Origin of the sequence: Prauserella endophytica, from assembly GCF_005146945.1 — a bacterium.
In the GTDB taxonomy this organism is placed as follows: Bacteria; Actinomycetota; Actinomycetes; order Mycobacteriales; family Pseudonocardiaceae; genus Prauserella_A; species Prauserella_A endophytica.
Window position 1 is genome coordinate 41,963 of the sequence record NZ_SWMS01000019.1, and the last position, 15,948, is coordinate 57,910.

Genomic DNA, 15,948 nt, shown 5'->3' on the forward strand with positions numbered 1-15,948 from the left:
TGGTTTCGGGGACGGCGGTGACGGCGGGGAGCGCGGCGAACGACGCCGCTCAGCTCTCCGCCCGGGGCGCTCGCCGGGCGCGCGACTCGGTGGCGGCGTGCCTGCCGCCCGCCGCCGTGTACCTCGTGGCCTCGGTCCTCCCCGGAAGGCCCGTGCGCCGCTCCACGATGTCGCTCAGCTCCTGCTCCCGCTCGCTCATCCCGGCGCGGACGTCCGCACCGAACGCGCCGATGGCGCCCGCCAGCTCCCGCACGGCGTCGCCCAGGTTCGAGGCTAACCCCGCCGGAGTGGCTTGACGAGCCGTTTCGGTCGCCTTACGGGAGAGGGCGACCCCGGCGGCGACACCCATGCCGAGCCAGAACAGCCGCCTCATCGCTTGCTCTTCCTGCCCCGGCGCAGCGTGTGCTTGCCGTTCTCGGCCTTGCCCTTACGGCGCGCGCGCACGGCCTTGGACAGTCCGTAGGACAGCGCGGCGGTCTTCACGAGGGGGCCGCCGAGGGTCGCGGTGAACACCGACGACAGCGCCGACACGTTGCCCGAGACGGCCTGCGCGTTGGCCGTGATGCCGTCCACACGCTCGAGCTGCGTGTTGACATGCGTGATCGTGTCGTTCGCGCCGTGCAGCAGCGGGTCGGTGTTCTCGTGTGCCTTGCGGATCGCGATCGTGGCCTCGTCCAGCGTGCGGCCGAGCTTGATCAACGCGATCGCGAGGAACAACACCAGCAGCACGAATGCGCCAGCGGCGATCAGTGCGGCGATCTGCCCTGCCGACACGTGCCCTCCTCCAGGATCGGTGGCGACGTCGATGTGCGGGTCAGGCTACCGTGCGTCGTCGGCCCCGGCCGTGCGACCCTGCCGCGCGTCCGCCCTGTCCCGGCTCACGACTCCGCGGTACAGCGCCGCCATGTCGTCGTCGGCGTGGCCAGCCTCCGCGGCGGCCGCGAGGTGCCGCCGGGCGGCGCGCACCCCGGCGAGATCGGCGTCGCCCTCCTCGGCGAGAACGAGGTCGGCGTCCTTGAGCGCGTGCCGCACGGCGAAGCTCAACGGGAACTGCCCCGTGATCATCGCCTCGCCCTTGACGTGCGCGTAGCCGGCGTCGAGCGGGCCTCCCCCGATGGCTTCGAGGAACAGCTCCGGGTCGAGGCCGAGCTCACGCGCGAGCGCCACGCTCTCGGCCGTGGCGTTGGTCAGCGCGAGCACCCACGCGTTGGCGACGAGCTTGAGCCTGCTGCCGGCACCCGTGTCACCGACCCAGAGGGTGCGGCTGCCGACCGCGTCGAACACCGGCTCGCATCGTCCCCGAACGTGTGCCGGCCCTGAGCCGAGGACCACGAGCGTGCCGTCCTCGGCGGGTTTCCTGGTGCCCAGCACGGGCGCGTCGGCGAAGTCCACCCCGGCCGAGGCGGCCAGGCCGGCGAGGGTCTCCGTCCACGCCGGCCCGATCGTGCCCATCTGCAGCCACACGGCAGCGGGGCCGAACGAATCCAGCACGGGCTCGACGGTCTCGCGCGTGGCGGGACCGTCGGCGAGCATCGTCACCACCACGTCGGCTCCCCCGACGGCCGCGCGTGGTTCGGTGACCAGGTCCCCGCCCAGCTCGGCGAGTGGCTGCGCCCGGCCGACCGTGCGGTTCCACGCCCGCACGGGCAGGCCCGCTTCGAGCAGGTTCAGCGCCATCGGCAGCCCCATGGTGCCCGTGCCGAGCACGGCGACGACCGGTTTGCCCGTCATGGTCCCTCCTTCGCCGGATCAGCCTCCCCTGATGGTGCGGCGCAGCCGCGGCACCCGCTCGGCGAGCGTGCGCTCGGCGCCGCGCTGGGTCGGTTCGTAGTAGTCGCGGCCCACCAGTTCGTCCGGCGGGTACTGCTGGGCGAGCACTCCCTCGGCCACGTTGTGCGGGTAGCGGTAGCCCTGCGCGTTGCCGAGCTTCTCCGCGCCCGCGTAGTGGCCGTCCCGCAGGTGCGGGGGCACCGTGCCGACGCCGCCGGAGCGGACGTCGGCCAGCGCGCTGTCGATCGCGGTGATCACCGCGTTGGACTTCGGCGCCGTGGCGAGATGCAGCGTCGCCTGTGCCAGCGCGAGCCTGCCCTCGGGCATTCCGATGAACTGCACGGCGTGCGCCGCCGCGACCGCTGCCTGCAACGCGGTGGGATCGGCGAGCCCGATGTCCTCGCTCGCGTGCACGACCAGCCTGCGCGCGATGAAGCGCGGGTCCTCCCCCGCCTCGATCATTCGGGCGAGGTAGTGCAGCGCGGCGTCGGCATCGGAACCGCGGATCGACTTGATGAACGCGCTGATGACGTCGTAGTGCTGGTCCCCGTCGCGGTCGTAGCGCACCGCAGCCTTGTCCACAGTGGACTCCACGGTGGCGAGCTCGATCGTGGGGCTGCTCGTGGCCGAGGCCGCGTCGGCCGCGGCCTCCAGCGCGGTGAGCGCGCGCCGCGCGTCACCCGCCGCGAGTCGCACCAGGTGCGCCGTCGCCTCGTCGGTGAGGGTGAACTCGCCGCCGAGGCCGCGTTCGTCGGCGAGGGCGCGGCCCAGGAGGTCCCGGATGTCGTCGTCGGTGAGCGGGCGCAGCTGAAGCACGAGCGAGCGCGACAACAGCGGGGAGACCACGGAGAACGACGGGTTCTCCGTGGTGGCGGCGACGAGCAGCACCGTGCGGTCCTCGACCGCGCCAAGCAGCGCGTCCTGCTGGGTCTTGGAGAAGCGGTGGACCTCGTCGATGAACAGCACCGTGTTCTCGCCGTTGTAGCGGCGGCGCCGCTTGGCCTCCTCGATGACGCCCCGGACCTCCTTGACCCCTGCCGAGAGCGCCGACAGCGCGACGAAACGCCGGCCCGTCGCCGTCGACACGAGGTTGGCGAGCGTCGTCTTCCCGGTGCCCGGCGGGCCGTACAACAGGACCGACGCAGGGGCCGCGCCCTCGACCAGCCTGCGCAGCGGCGCGCCCTCCCCCAGCAGGTGCTGCTGACCGACGACCTCGCCGAGGGTGCGCGGGCGCATCCGCACGGCCAGCGGAGAGCCGGGCGGCGGGGGCGGCGGCTCCGAGACCGCGACGGGCTCCGGCGGCGGGGCCACGTCCGGGTTCACCGTGAAGAGTTCGTCTTGGTGCACACCTCGACGGTAGCCGCGAGGGCCGACATCCGGCGCGCCCCCTCGGCGCGTGGGTTCAGTGCGCCGCCGCGGGTGCGGGCAGCTCGGCCGGGCTCTCCTCCGCTCCGGCCGGACGGCGGCGCCGCTCGGTGGCGGCCCGCAGCATGATCCCCGCGGCGTAGGGCATGAGGTCCCGGCCCCGCCGCCACAGCCACGGGATGCCCTTGACCACGAGCCAGCCGACGTGGTCGAGCGCGCCGATCTCCTTGCCCCCGGAGCAGACCAGGCTCACCGGCGCGGGCACCGCGTACCCCGCGCCGGCGAGCAACTCCCCGAACCCGCGCGCGAGCAGCCGGTGCCCCAGCTCGGACGGGTGGAGCCGGTCGACGCTCCACGAGGCGAGCTCGTAGGTCCCCGGCACGGCGTCGAGATCGAGACACGGCACCCCGTGCCGCACCACCACCTCGTCGATGGCGGCGTTGAGCGCGTCGATGCGGGCCCGCAGCGCCCGGTGCAGCGAGCGTGGCAGCCGGAACACCCGGCCGTGGTCGTGGTACCTGACGGGCAGCACGAGCGCCCCGGCCGCGGCCAGTTCGGTCAGCACGTGGTCGAGATCGGCGGCGATCCGCCGGGGCGAGAAGTCGGAACGGAGGGTGTCGTTCATGCCGACGACCAGCAGCGCGACGTCGGGCCGGTGCGCGAGCGCCTTGGGCAGCTGGTCGGTGCGGACGCAGGCCATGCGCGCGCCCGTGAAGGAGCAGTTGAGGTACCCGGCGGGTTCGATGCCCAGAGAGTCGGCGACGAGCGGGCCCATCCCGCGCCAGGCGCCGTCGGGCAGCGGGTCGCCGAGGCCGACGGCAGTCGAATCACCGAGCACGACGAGGCGCCGTGCCCGCACCGGCGGGGAGGGCTGTGGGGTCTCGGGGATTGCTGTCCTGGCCACGTCGTCGCACACCACGTGGACACCATCGGCCACCGAAGCTCACCAGCGGTGAGCCGCGGGTAACGACGCGTGGACGTGTCGAGGAATGCTCGGTGCCAGTGCCTAACGGAAGGCGGGGTACAGCGCGAGCTCCAGATCCGGCCCGAAGCGCGTGTCGAGCGCCGCTGCCACCCTGGCGGCGTGCTCCGCGACCGCGGTGTCGCACTCGCGGTCGCTGTGCTCCGCGTGCTCGGCGAGACCGCGCCACCAGGTGACCAGCGCGGCCGCGCGCCCGGTGCGCGAGGCGTTGCGCACGTCGGCGAGCCCGGGCACGTGCCGGCACGTCGCGTGCCACACGGCCAGCAGCTCGGTGTCGAGCAGGTACGCGGACAGCGTGTCCTCGTCGGCCAGGGCGGGCCAGAGGCCGACGACCTCGGCGCGCCACGCCGCGATCATCGCCTCGCTCATCCCCGCTGGCAGCGACAGCGGGTGCGAGGCGGAGACGAACGGCACGCGCAGATGAGCCGCGTCGATCAGCGCGCTGCGCACCCGGCCGTGTTCGAAATCGAGGAACCGCACACCCGCGCCGGTGACCAGGTTGTTGTCGGGCCACAGGTCCACCGGGCTGAACGCGCGGTAGCCGCCGGCTCGGATCTGCTCCGCGGCACGCGCGGCGGCCTCCCGCACGGCGTCGGGCGTCCGCATGCCGAAGGCCTGCTCCAGTAGGTGCGGGGTCTGTTCGGTGACGTCGCCCGGCGCGGCGCCCGCGTCGTCGTCCGGCGCCTCGCCGGTCCGGTTCCGCGGGTTGAGCCTGCGCAGCAGCGCGTTGAAGTCGGCCTCGCGGTTGGCCGTGCTGAAGTGCAGGCGCCCGAGCGAGCGGGCCCACGACAGCAGGGCCGTCTCGGCGGCGCGGCTGTCGCCCCCGCAGAGCTTGTCCTCGAGAGTCGGCATCCTCCCGAGGTCGTCGATCACCAGCACCCGCTGGTCAGCGCTGTGTGCCAGGAGCTCGGGGCACATCCGGTCCTCGGGGGAGAGCGCCGTGAACAGCTGGTAGCTCGCCGCCTCCCTGGCGAACGAGTCGTCCTGCCCCTGCCGGGCCGCACCCGGGTAGTGCTTGATCACCAGCGTGCGTGGCAGGGCGAAGGACGACGAGTCGACCCGGGCCCTGACCACGGTGGCGGGGCCGCTCCCGGCCAGGTCCTCGGCATCGATCAGAGTGATCGTGCTGCCGAACCGCTGGGCGAGCACCGCCTCGGCGGCGGCGACGGCGGCATCGACAGAGAGAAGTTCCGCTCCTGCACCGATCGGCGACTCATCGGTAGAGGAGGTGTCCACAGTCATTGGCTCCGACCCTACTAGTGAACGAGCAGCGGTGACCACAACGTCGGCGAGAACATGAAGATTTCGCGGGATTGTCCCTCAACCGTCCGACGGTGGTCGGGGCGACGCCGCGGAACGTTTCCTTCGTACCCGCGCCGTCCTCACCAAACCGCCGCGAGCGCGATGCCCAGGAGGTTCACAACGGACCGCCCTGGCCGAGGCGGACAGGGACCACTGTCCGAGCACGGCTGCGACCGCGGCGTAGCAGGCCGGGGCACATCTCCAGCTCGAGTGCGCCGGTGTGGTCGAGCTACTGCGGCAAAGCCGGGTGACGACCCCGTCCGAACTCCTGCTCGTAGAGCCCGTTGACGACCTCGTCGGCGGCCCCGCGCGCTGTCGGCCTCCAATGTCGCCCTCGGGCGAAACGGCGGTGCCCCACGGCACCACGTGGGCCGCCCCGGAGCGGCGCCGGAGCCCGCCGCCGGTACCGCGTCGGTGCGCCCCGGCGGGCAGACGGTCCTGAGTTGCGGCACCGGTGGTGCTGAGCTGCGGCACCGGCCGTCAGCCGCGCTGCTGCGGCTTCGCGTCCACCCCGGCTTCCTTGCGCTGCTCTGCGGTGATCGGCGCCGGGGCGCCGGTCAGCGGGTCGTAGCCGCCGCCGGTCTTCGGGAAGGCGATCACGTCCCGCAGCGAGTCCGCGCCGGCGAGCAGCATCACGATGCGGTCCCAGCCGAACGCGATGCCGCCGTGCGGCGGCGGGCCGAACTGGAACGCGTCCAGCAGGAAGCCGAACTTCTCCTGCGCCTCCTCCTCGGAAAGGCCCATCACCTCGAAGACGCGCCGCTGCACGTCACCGCGGTGGATACGGATGGAGCCGCCGCCGATCTCGTTGCCGTTGCAGACGATGTCGTAGGCGTAGGCCAGCGCGTTGCCGGGGTCGGACTCGAACTTCTCGATCCACTCCGGCGTCGGCGAGGTGAACGCGTGGTGCAGCGCCGTCCACTTGCCGCCGCCCACGGCGACGTCGTCGGTCTCGTCCGCGGCCTCGAACAGCGGGAAGTCCACCACCCACACGAACGACCACGCGTTCTCGTCGATCATGCCGAGCCGCTGCGCGATCTCCACGCGAGCCGCACCGAGCAGCTGCCGCGCGTCGTTGGGCTTGCCCGCCGAGAAGAACACGCAGTCGCCGGGCTTCGCGCCCGCCGCCTCGGCCAGATGATCCCGCTCGTGGTCGGACAGGTTCTTCGCCACGGGACCGCCGAGCGTGCCGTCCTCACCGACGAGCACGTACGCGAGGCCCTTGTGCCCGCGCTGCTTGGCCCACTCCTGCCAGGCGTCGAGCTGCCGCCGCGGCTGGTCGGCACCGCCTGGCATGACCACCGCACCGACGTAGGGCGCCTGGAACACGCGGAACGGCGTGTCGGCGAAGAACTCCGTCAGCTCGGTGAGCTCCAGACCGAACCGCAGGTCCGGCTTGTCCGTGCCGTACTTCGCCATCGCCTCGGCGTAGCTGATCCGGCGGAACGGCTGCGGCACGTCGACCCCGACGAGCTTCCACAGCGCGGTGACCACCCGCTCGCCGAGCGCGATCACGTCGTCCTGCTCGACGAAGCTCATCTCGATGTCGAGCTGCGTGAACTCCGGCTGCCGGTCGGCACGGAAGTCCTCGTCGCGGTAGCACCGGGCGATCTGGTAGTACCGCTCGAGCCCGCCCACCATCAGCAGCTGCTTGAACAGCTGCGGCGACTGGGGCAGCGCGTACCAGGAGCCCGGCCGCAGGCGTGCGGGCACCAGGAAGTCGCGGGCGCCCTCGGGCGTCGAGCGCGTCATCGTGGGCGTCTCCACCTCGATGAAGCCCTCGTCGTGCAGGACGGTCCTCGCCACCCGGTTGACCTCGCTGCGCAGCCGCATCGCACTCGCGGGACCGTTGCGGCGCAGGTCGAGGTACCGGTGCTTGAGCCGCACCTCCTCGCCGACCTCGAGCCGCTCGTCGATCGGGAACGGCAGCACCGCCGACTCGGACAGCACGTCCAGCTCCGTGACCAGGACCTCGATCTGCCCGGTCGGGATCTCCGGGTTCTCGTTGCCCTCGGGCCGCTTCGCGATCTCGCCGACCACCTTGATGCAGTACTCCGCGCGGAGCTGGTGCGCCCGCTCGGCCATCTCGCCCTCACGGAAGACGACCTGCGCGACCCCGCTCGCGTCCCGGAGATCGACGAAGATGACCCCGCCGTGGTCCCGCCGCCGGGCCACCCAACCGGTGAGCGTGACGGTCTGGCCAGCCTGCTCGACACGCAACGTGCCGGCGTTGTGGGTGCGAAGCACTTCGCAGGATCCTCTCGGAAAGCAGTGGTAGCGGTCTTGCCATCGGTGTGCAGCGGCGTTTCGCCGACGGCTCAGGTTAACGAACCGACCGGGGTCGGCCGCCACCAGGTTTCCCGAGTGCGCGGGCACCTAAAGCAGTGTCATCTGGTCTCCCTTCGTCCGGGTCGGCTCGCTCTCCCCACGCGGCATGCTGCCCTCCGGCCAGCCGGCTTCCTCATCCCCTGGCACGCCACGCTCCTCACCACCGGACCGGGGATCGAGCCCGTACCGGCGCAGCAGCGGCGTGACGCGTGCGGACAGCCACCGCCGGTACGCCGCGTTCACGTAACTGCCCCGCGCGTACAACTGCCGGTAGCGCGGCACGAGGTCCGGGTGGTGCTCCGCCAGCCAACGCGCGAACCACTCCCGCGCACCTGGACGCAGATGCAGCGGGATCACCGTGACACCCGTCGCGCCGGCATCGGCCACCTCCGCAAGGAGGCTCTCGAGCGCCTCGGTGGAATCGGTGAGCCCCGGCAGCACCGGAGCGAGGAACACCCCGCAGGGCAACCCGGCCTCCCGCGCCTTCCGCACGAGCGCGAGCCGCGCCCTCGGGCTCGGCGTGCCCGGTTCGAGGGTGCTCTGCAGGTCGCGGTCCAGCAATGCGATCGAGACCCCGAGGCCGACGGAGACGTCCCTGCCCACCGTGCGCAGCAGGGGCAGGTCCCTGGCCAGCACCGTGCCCTTGGTGAGGATCGAGAAGGGCGTGCCCGACCCGGCCAGCTCCGTGATGATGCGCGGCATCAGCTCGTACTTGCCTTCGGCGCGCTGATACGGGTCGGTGTTCGTGCCCATCGCGACGTGCTCGCGTTTCCAGCTCGGACGCCGGAGCTGAGCCGCGAGGACCTCGGGCGCGTTGACCTTCACGACCACCTGGGTGTCGAAGTCCCTGCCCGCGTCGAGATCGAGATAGGTGTGGGTGTTGCGCGCGAAGCAGTTGTGGCTCACCACCCCGTCGGCGATGAAGTCTCCCGTGCCCGTGGTGATGTCGAACAGCGGCCGTTCCACTCCCAGCGGCTCGACGGACACGACCCCGAGCCGCGCCCCCGACTTGATCGCCATTCCGTCGATGGTGCGTTTGCGGGTGTCCGCGGGATCGGTGGTGTGGAAGAAGCGCAGCCGCTCGGCGAGCCCGCCCGAGAGCCGGAGCACCCGCAGACCGCTGACCCGGCCCGGATCCTCGACGACGTGCGCGAAGTCGAAGCGCTTCAACGCGAGGCGCACCGTGTCGAGCACGTCCGGCGCCAGTACCGAGATCCGGACGATGCCCCGCGAGTGGCTGCCCTCGGCGTCGAAGATCCCGGCGAGGAAGCCCTTGTGCCAGTCCTCCTCCGGCACCATCGGCACGGCGGTATCCCTGGCACCGCCGTGCCACTGCGAGAACGACCGGATCCGGTCCAGCGCCTCACCGTCGGCCGGTCCCCGCCCGGCGCCTATCCCCTCCAGGTAACCCTCGCGGTATGCGCGCGACAGTTCCGGCTGGGCGGCGAAGCGGCCGACGCCCATGAGCTTGTTGCCGGTCGTGAGGTACGGCCTGCGCGCCGCGCCCTGCTGCGCTCCGGTGACGTGCTTCCAGCCACGGTTGGTGAGGAACCGGTGGTCGCCACTGGCGACGAGGCTCGTGCCGTCCTCCAGGTTGATCCGGTAGGCGGGCTTGATCGTCGACCAGTGCGCGAGCACGCGCGTAGGCACGTAGCGCCGGTAGTCGCCCTCCAGCCGCGTGCCGTAGATCTCCTCGCCGACCTCGAGCTCGGCCAACGGCTTCGTCCGGCCGTTCGCCAGCAGGATCTGCGTCTCGCCCGCGAGGCAGTAGGTACACGCGTGAGAACAGCCCCGGTACGGGTTGATCGTCCATCGGAACGGCACCCGCGACGCGTCGGGCACCTTGTTCAGCACCGAGCGGGCGTGGACCTCGTGAAAGGTCACGCCGGAGAAGTCCGGTGACCGCACGGAGCGGATCAGGCCGGACAGCCCGAGCAGCGCCTGCTCGGCGTTCCCGTCGGCTCGCTGGCCATCCCATCTCACAGACTTGATTCGAACACATGTTCGATGTAGTGTCAAGGCAACGCGCGGTCACCGGCGTCGGGCCGGACCCGCACAGGAACCTGGACGAGGGGATCTCGCGCGCGGCGAGCGCCCAGGTGCGACGGGGATCGGCACCCACGATCAGGAGAGGAGGTACGCGATGCCAACAGCCCACAGGGCGTGACCACACAAAGCCCGCCGCGATCGTCGGCATCGGGACGGGGAAGCGGCCTTCCCTGCCACACGGCTCGACGGAGAGGACACGGGACCACACGGCGCACGGGCATCGGACACCTCAGGCCCGCACCCGCGTTCCGGTCGATGGAAAGGCGCACTGCGACCGGGACCGGACCCAGTCCATCATGACGCCACAGCGCGCACGATGCGGATGGGAGTGACCGTGAGCTTTCTCGACGTCCGGACATGGCAGGGCCGGGTCTTCACCGGCTCGTGGGAGAAGGCCGATGGCGGTGAGACGACCGTTGTCGAACCGGCGACCGGCGAGGAGCTGGGCCGGGTCGGCGCCGCGTCGGCGACTGACGTCGCCCGCTCCGCGGCCGTGGCCGCGCAGGCGCAGCGCGACTGGGCCACGACGCCCTTCTCCGAGCGGGCCGCGATCCTGCGGCGGGCCGGTGGGCTGTGGAGCACGCACGCAGAGGAGCTGCGCGACTGGCTGATCCGCGAGTCCGGCAGCATCCCCGGCAAGGCTGACTTCGAGCTGCACGTCGCCGAGGGCGAGTGCTTCGAGGCGTCGGCACTGCCCTCGCACCCGCTGGGCGAGTTGCTGCCGAGCGAGGCGCCGAGGCTGAGCATGGCGCGCCGCGTTCCGGCAGGCGTGGTGGGAGTGATCTCGCCGTTCAACGCGCCACTGATCCTGTCCATCAGATCGGTGGCCCCGGCGCTCGCCCTCGGCAACGCCGTGGTGCTCAAGCCAGACCCGCGCACGGCCGTGTGCGGTGGGGTCGCGCTCGCACGCGTCTTCGAGGAGGCCGGGCTGCCGCCTGGGGTACTTCATGTGCTGCCCGGTGGAGCCGAGGTCGGGCAGGCGCTGGTGGAGGATCCGAACGTCCGCGTCATCTCGTTCACCGGGTCGACGGCCGCGGGCCGTGCGGTCGGCGAACTGGCGGGCCGTCACCTCAAGCGCGCCCACCTCGAGCTGGGTGGCAACTCGGCGCTGATCGTGCTCGACGACGCCGACGTAGCGGCCACGACGAGCGCGGCGGCGTGGGGGTCGTTCTTCCACCAGGGTCAGATCTGCATGACAACGGGCAGGCACCTGGTCCACGAGTCGATCTACGACGAGTACGTCGAGCGCCTCGCGGCGACGGCAGCCGGGCTGCCGGTCGGGAACCCGGCCACGGGGGAAGTCGCGCTCGGGCCGATCATCGACGAGCGGCAGCGCGACAAGATCCACGCCCTGGTGGGCTCCAGCGTCGACGCGGGCGCGAGCCTCGCGGCCGGCGGGGAGTACGAGGGGCTGTTCTACCGGCCCACCGTGCTGGCCGGGGCGAAGCCGAGCGTGCCCGCCTACGACCAGGAGGTGTTCGGGCCGGTGGCGCCGGTCGCGAGGTTCGGCACGATCGAAGAGGCCGCGCGGCTGGCCGCCGCGAGCGAGTACGGGCTCTCGCTGGGCATCCTGACCAAGGACATCGCCAAGGGCCTCGCGCTGGCCGACCGCGTCCCGACCGGCATCGTGCACATCAACGACCAGACGGTGAACGACGAGGCGCACGCTCCGTTCGGCGGGGTGCTCGCCTCCGGCACGGGCTCCCGCTTCGGCGGTGCCGCCGCCAACATCGAGGCGTTCACCGAGACCCGCTGGGTCACGCTGCGCGGAGACGTCGCCGGTTACCCGTTCTGAGCGCCGGCCACCGCGGGCAGGCTCGCCGACACCGCGTTCGCCGCGGCACGCACGAGGCCGCCGACCCGGTCGAGGTCGAGGCGGTGGGAGCGGCCCGTCACCGACAGGGCCGCCACTACCTCACCCCTCGCGCCGAGCACCGGGGCGGCCACGGCGGACACGCCGGGCTCGGCCTCCTCGCGGTTGATGCCGAGGCCACGGGCAATCGTGCGCTCGAGGTCCTGGTGCAGCAGGCCCGGCAGCACGATGGTCCTGGGCGTCAACCGGGGCAGGCCGGCGTCGACGACGCGGCGGAGCCGGTCACGGCCGCCCCACGCGAGGAACACCTTGCCGGTGGCCGTGCAGTGCGACGGCATCCGGCCGCCGACCCGGGAGCGGATGCTCATCGACTCGCGGCCGGTGAGCTTCTCCAGGAAGAGGGTGTAGACGTTGTCGGGAACGGCCAGGTGCACGTTCTCGTGGCTGGCCTCGTAGAGCTGCTCCAGGTGCGGCAGCGCCGCCTGCCTGAGCACCCGGTGCCGCGGCACGAGCTGGCCGAGCCGGAAGAGCTTCGTCGCGAGCCGGTAGTGCCCCGGACTCGACCGCTCAAGGGCGCCCCACTCCACCAGCTCTGCCAGCAGCCGGTGGGCCGTGGGTTTCGGCAGCCCGCTGCGCGCGGCGATCTCGGCAAGGCTCAGCTCGGGTTCGCCCGCTCCGAACGCGTCCAGCAATGACAGTCCCCGCGCCAGCACCGATTTCGGCGCCGGGCGGTCCGCATGGCGACTCTGCCCGCTCACGTGCGCGATGGTGACGATCACGACAGCCCGGATCAACCGGGGTTTCCACTGACTGAAAGCTTCAGGCGTCCGGCACGTGCACGCTGACCACCGCCGAGCGTCCGGCCCGCACGACTCCGAGAGCCTCCGCGAGCACGCCCTTCAACTCGCTCGCGGCGCGCACCGTCCGGCCCCACGCCCCGCCCGCGGCCTCGGCGATGCCCGGGAGGTCCGCCTCGGGCTCGAAGCCCACCGGGAAGTCCGACCGCTGGGCCGCCACCCCGTCCGGGTAGACACCGAGCGTGGACATTTTCGGCGCCTTCCAGCCCCGGTTGTCGAAGATGACCGTCAGGCTCGGAGTGCCGTAGCGCCGCGCCACCCACTGCGCCGACGACGGCACCCCGAACAGGTAGGATCCGTCGCCGATCAAGGACACGACCGTGCGCTCCGGCGCCGCCAGCTTCACCCCGATCGCCGCACCCGCCGACCAGCCGAGCGAGCCCCCACCGGAGCCGATCAGGGAGCCGGGCCGCGAGCGCCGCAGGTGCTCGCTGACCACCGGGTAGTTGGTGATCGCCTCGGTGAGCACGATCGTGTCGTCGTCGATGGCCTCCCGCACGCACGCCACCAGATACTCCGGCGTGATCACCTCCCCGTCCGGCTGCTCGCGCTCCACCTGCGAGCGGACCTGGCGGTGGTGCTCGGCGGCGGCACGGGCCGCGCGGTCGGCTACCACGTCGGCGTCCACGCGGCCCCGCACGTACCCGGTGAGCTGGGTGACGGCCGTGCGCAGGTCGGCCCTCGCGAAACACTCGGCCGGGACGTGCCACAGCGGCATCTGCTCCTTGAGCGGGTCGACGTCGACGACGAACAGCCGCGCGTCCCGCGAGGGCCGGTTCTTCACCGGGATCCACGGCACGTCGCTGCCGAGCACGAGCACCACGTCGGCGGCGGCCAGCAGCGGGTTGTCGCGCTGCTCGTTCCACTGGTATCCCCAGTGCAACGGGTGGTCGCCGGGGAAGTTCACGTGCATGGGCACCGACTCGAGCACGGGAAGCGCCAGCGTCTCGCACAGCTCCACGAGCCCCGGCACCGCCTCCGGGTCGCGGCCCAGATAGGACGTCACGGCCACGGGGTTGCGCGCCCCGGCGAGGGCGTCGCCGATCCGCTCGACCACCTCCGGCGCGAGCGCCGAGGGAGCGATCGGACCGAAGGAAGCGGGGTCGGCGTGCTGTTCGGGCGCGGGTGACTCCATCACCTCGCGCGGGCCGACGAGGTACACCGGCCCGGCCGGTTCGCTGCGTGCGAGCTGCAACGCCCGGTGCACGAGCTGCTTGACGTTGTGCCCGGTGCGGATCTCGTTGTCGTACTTGGTGTATCCGCGCACGATGCCGCGCTGGTCGTGCACGTCCTGGATCCACTGGATGAACTCGTTGCGGCTGCCCGGCAGCTCACCCTCCTGCGTGAACGGCGACGCGCCAGCGTAGAGCAGCACCCCGACGCGGCCCTTGGCCGCGTTGTGCAACATGCCGCCGATGTTCTGCGTGCCGCACTCCACGTGCACCACCACGGCCTGCGGCACACCGGTCACCTGCGCGTAGCCCTGCGCCGCCGACATGGCGACGCTCTCGTGGGGACAGATCACCAGCTCGGGCAGCTCGCCCAGGGTCCCGTCGGCCCGCGCCCGCGCGTACGCCTCGACGAGCCCCGGGTGGTCGCTGCCGAGGTTGGCGAAGACGTACCGGACGCCGCCCTCGTGGAGTGCCTCCAGGAAGGCCCTGCTCGTCGAATACCCGTTCACGCCATCACTTCCTCGCTGTCATCGGTGCTCCGCCGCCGGGGAAACGCCATCGCGACGAGGTCGTCGTACGGGATACCCCGCGCCTGCGGCCGGTTCCTGCCCACAAGACTGCCGAGCCACGCGCACAAGAACCCGGCCGGCACCGACACGAGCGCGGGCACCGAGAGCGGGAACAAGTGGTCCTCGCCGAGGACGTCGGGACCGATCAGCACCAGTCCCAGTGAAACCACCAGCCCGCCGACGAGTCCCCACGTCGCGCCGACGCGGTTGAAGCCCCGCCAGTAGATCGTCAGCAGCAGCACGGGCATCGTCGTGCTCGCCGCGATGGCGAACGCGACGTTGGCGAGGAAGGCCACGTTGAGCGATTTGGCGCCGAGTGCCAGCAGGATCGCCACAACCGAGATCGCCACCCCGGCCACGCGGCCGACCACGAACTGCCTGCGGCGGCTGACCTTTCCCTCGCGCATCGCGACGTTGTATAGGTCGTGCGCGACCGCGCCGGATGACGCGATGGACAGCCCCGCGAGCACGGCGAGGATCGTGGCCATCACGACGCCGACGACGATCGCGAACAGCAGGTTGCCGCCGATGATCTCCGCGAGCCGGGCCGCGGCGAGATTGCCGCCGGGGTTGTCGGCGAGGATCTGCTCCCGGCCCACCTCGCGCAGCGCCGCGTACCCGAAGACAGGCAGGGTGAGGAAGAAGAACGCGAACAGCCACATCGCGAACTGGGCCGAGTGGCGGGCGGCCCTGGCGTCGCGCACGGTCAGGAACCGGATCATCACGTGCGGCAGGCCCATGATGCCGAGCGCAACGCCGAGGTTGAGGGACAGGTTGTTCAGCCCCGCGGTGGTGTCGTCGTGCCGCGGCACGACGACCTCGCTGCCGAACTCGCGCTCCGCCTCGATCATCGAGCCGACGGGGTTCCAGCCGGTCCGCGACATCACGATGCCGAGCATCACCAGCACGGTCGCGATCAGCAGAACCGCCTTGAACACCTGGATGTAGGTGGTCCCGACCATTCCGCCGAGGAACGTGTAGACGGTCATGAGCGCGCCGATCAGCAGCACGGCGAGCGTGAAGTCGACGCCCAGCAGCAGTTGCGCGAGCAGGCCGGCGCCGACGAACTGGATGAGCATGTAGACCACGGACAGGATCAGCGACGCCACCGCGAGCACACCGCGAAGCAGCCGGCCGTCGAACCGCGCGGCCACCGCGTCGGCGAGGGTGAACCGGCCGAGGTTGCGCAGCGGCTCGGCGATCACCAGAAGCACCAGCAGGTAGGCCACCGGGATGCCCAGCGCGAGGTACATCCCCTCGAATCCGGACAGCGCCACCGCGCCCGTGATGCCGAGGAACGACGCCGCGGACAGCTGGTCGCCGGCGAGCGCGAGGCCGTTCTGCCAGCCGCTCACGCGCCTGCCCGCGATGTAGTGGTCATCGGTGTCGCGGTTGCGGCGCGCCGCGAAGCTGGTCAGACCAAGGGTGATCGCGACGATCCCGATCACCACGACGACGGCGAGGACGTTCATGACGCGCCCTCCCTTCGGTTGGCCCACCGGCAGTAGGCGTAGGCGCCGCCGAGCGGGAACAGGATCGCGAACGCGGCCGCCACGTAGCCGAGCCCGACGGGGCCGAGGTGCCCGTCGAACAGGGTCGTGAACGCGGTGAGGGCGGGAATCGCGAGGTACACCACGAGCGTGAGCGCACCGCCGGCCAACGCGATCCTTCTGCGCACCCGGAACTCGTGTCGCTCCGGGGGCCGCGGCGTACGCTCGTCCACGTCCTGCCTCCTCGCGTT

13 protein-coding genes are annotated in these 15,948 nt (G+C 71.8%); 1 reads left to right on the forward strand and 12 read right to left on the reverse strand.

Annotation, left to right across the window (positions count from 1 at the left end):
• Window positions 1-49: 49 nt before the first annotated feature.
• The 8 genes from FCN18_RS27880 to FCN18_RS27915 form a co-directional block, all read right to left on the reverse strand.
• A complete protein-coding gene (locus FCN18_RS27880; RefSeq protein WP_112274548.1) occupies window positions 50-373 on the reverse strand; it encodes a hypothetical protein in 324 nt (107 codons plus the stop codon).
• On the reverse strand, window positions 370-774 hold the full coding sequence (locus FCN18_RS27885; RefSeq protein ID WP_112274550.1) for a DUF948 domain-containing protein: 405 nt from the start codon (window positions 772-774) through the stop codon (window positions 370-372). Before FCN18_RS27885 ends, FCN18_RS27880 begins: the two co-directional genes overlap by 4 nt.
• Window positions 775-819: 45 nt before the next feature.
• Window positions 820-1,731, reverse strand: a complete 912-nt coding sequence (locus tag FCN18_RS27890) for an NAD(P)-dependent oxidoreductase (RefSeq protein WP_137096498.1) — start codon at window positions 1,729-1,731, stop codon at window positions 820-822.
• Between the two features lie 18 nt (window positions 1,732-1,749).
• A complete protein-coding gene (locus tag FCN18_RS27895) occupies window positions 1,750-3,117 on the reverse strand; it encodes a replication-associated recombination protein A (protein ID WP_112274554.1) in 1,368 nt (455 codons plus the stop codon).
• A gap of 55 nt (window positions 3,118-3,172) precedes the next feature.
• A complete protein-coding gene (locus tag FCN18_RS27900) occupies window positions 3,173-3,973 on the reverse strand; it encodes an SGNH/GDSL hydrolase family protein (protein ID WP_170200613.1) in 801 nt (266 codons plus the stop codon).
• A gap of 168 nt (window positions 3,974-4,141) precedes the next feature.
• Window positions 4,142-5,359 (reverse strand): phosphotransferase, encoded by a 1,218-nt coding sequence (locus FCN18_RS27905; RefSeq protein ID WP_112274558.1) that lies wholly within the window; start codon window positions 5,357-5,359, stop codon window positions 4,142-4,144.
• A 540-nt stretch (window positions 5,360-5,899) separates the two neighbouring features.
• Entirely contained in the window at window positions 5,900-7,666 is a 1,767-nt protein-coding gene (gene aspS, locus FCN18_RS27910) for an aspartate--tRNA ligase (RefSeq protein WP_137096499.1), read from the reverse strand.
• 129 nt (window positions 7,667-7,795) lie between these two features.
• Window positions 7,796-9,730: an intein-containing Rv2578c family radical SAM protein gene (locus tag FCN18_RS27915; RefSeq protein ID WP_206077995.1), complete on the reverse strand. Its 1,935-nt coding sequence runs from the start codon at window positions 9,728-9,730 to the stop codon at window positions 7,796-7,798.
• A gap of 400 nt (window positions 9,731-10,130) precedes the next feature.
• Here FCN18_RS27915 and FCN18_RS27920 point away from each other — a divergent pair, with 400 nt between their 5' ends.
• On the forward strand, window positions 10,131-11,591 hold the full coding sequence (locus FCN18_RS27920; RefSeq protein ID WP_137096500.1) for a benzaldehyde dehydrogenase: 1,461 nt from the start codon (window positions 10,131-10,133) through the stop codon (window positions 11,589-11,591).
• Here FCN18_RS27920 and FCN18_RS27925 read toward each other — a convergent pair.
• From FCN18_RS27925 to FCN18_RS27940, 4 genes are all read right to left on the reverse strand, one after another.
• The gene (locus FCN18_RS27925) at window positions 11,579-12,367 is read right to left on the reverse strand and encodes an IclR family transcriptional regulator (RefSeq protein ID WP_137096501.1); all 789 of its coding nucleotides are present in this window, start codon (window positions 12,365-12,367) and stop codon (window positions 11,579-11,581) included. The genes FCN18_RS27920 and FCN18_RS27925 overlap by 13 nt on opposite strands.
• A gap of 61 nt (window positions 12,368-12,428) precedes the next feature.
• The gene (locus FCN18_RS27930) at window positions 12,429-14,147 is read right to left on the reverse strand and encodes a thiamine pyrophosphate-requiring protein (protein ID WP_137096502.1); all 1,719 of its coding nucleotides are present in this window, start codon (window positions 14,145-14,147) and stop codon (window positions 12,429-12,431) included.
• The gene (locus FCN18_RS27935) at window positions 14,144-15,679 is read right to left on the reverse strand and encodes a solute symporter family protein (RefSeq protein ID WP_112274564.1); all 1,536 of its coding nucleotides are present in this window, start codon (window positions 15,677-15,679) and stop codon (window positions 14,144-14,146) included. The genes FCN18_RS27930 and FCN18_RS27935 overlap by 4 nt, the downstream gene beginning before the upstream one ends.
• Complete coding sequence (locus tag FCN18_RS27940) at window positions 15,676-15,930, reverse strand: DUF485 domain-containing protein (RefSeq protein ID WP_112274566.1); 255 nt, start codon at window positions 15,928-15,930, stop codon at window positions 15,676-15,678. The genes FCN18_RS27935 and FCN18_RS27940 overlap by 4 nt, the downstream gene beginning before the upstream one ends.
• Window positions 15,931-15,948: the final 18 nt, after the last annotated feature.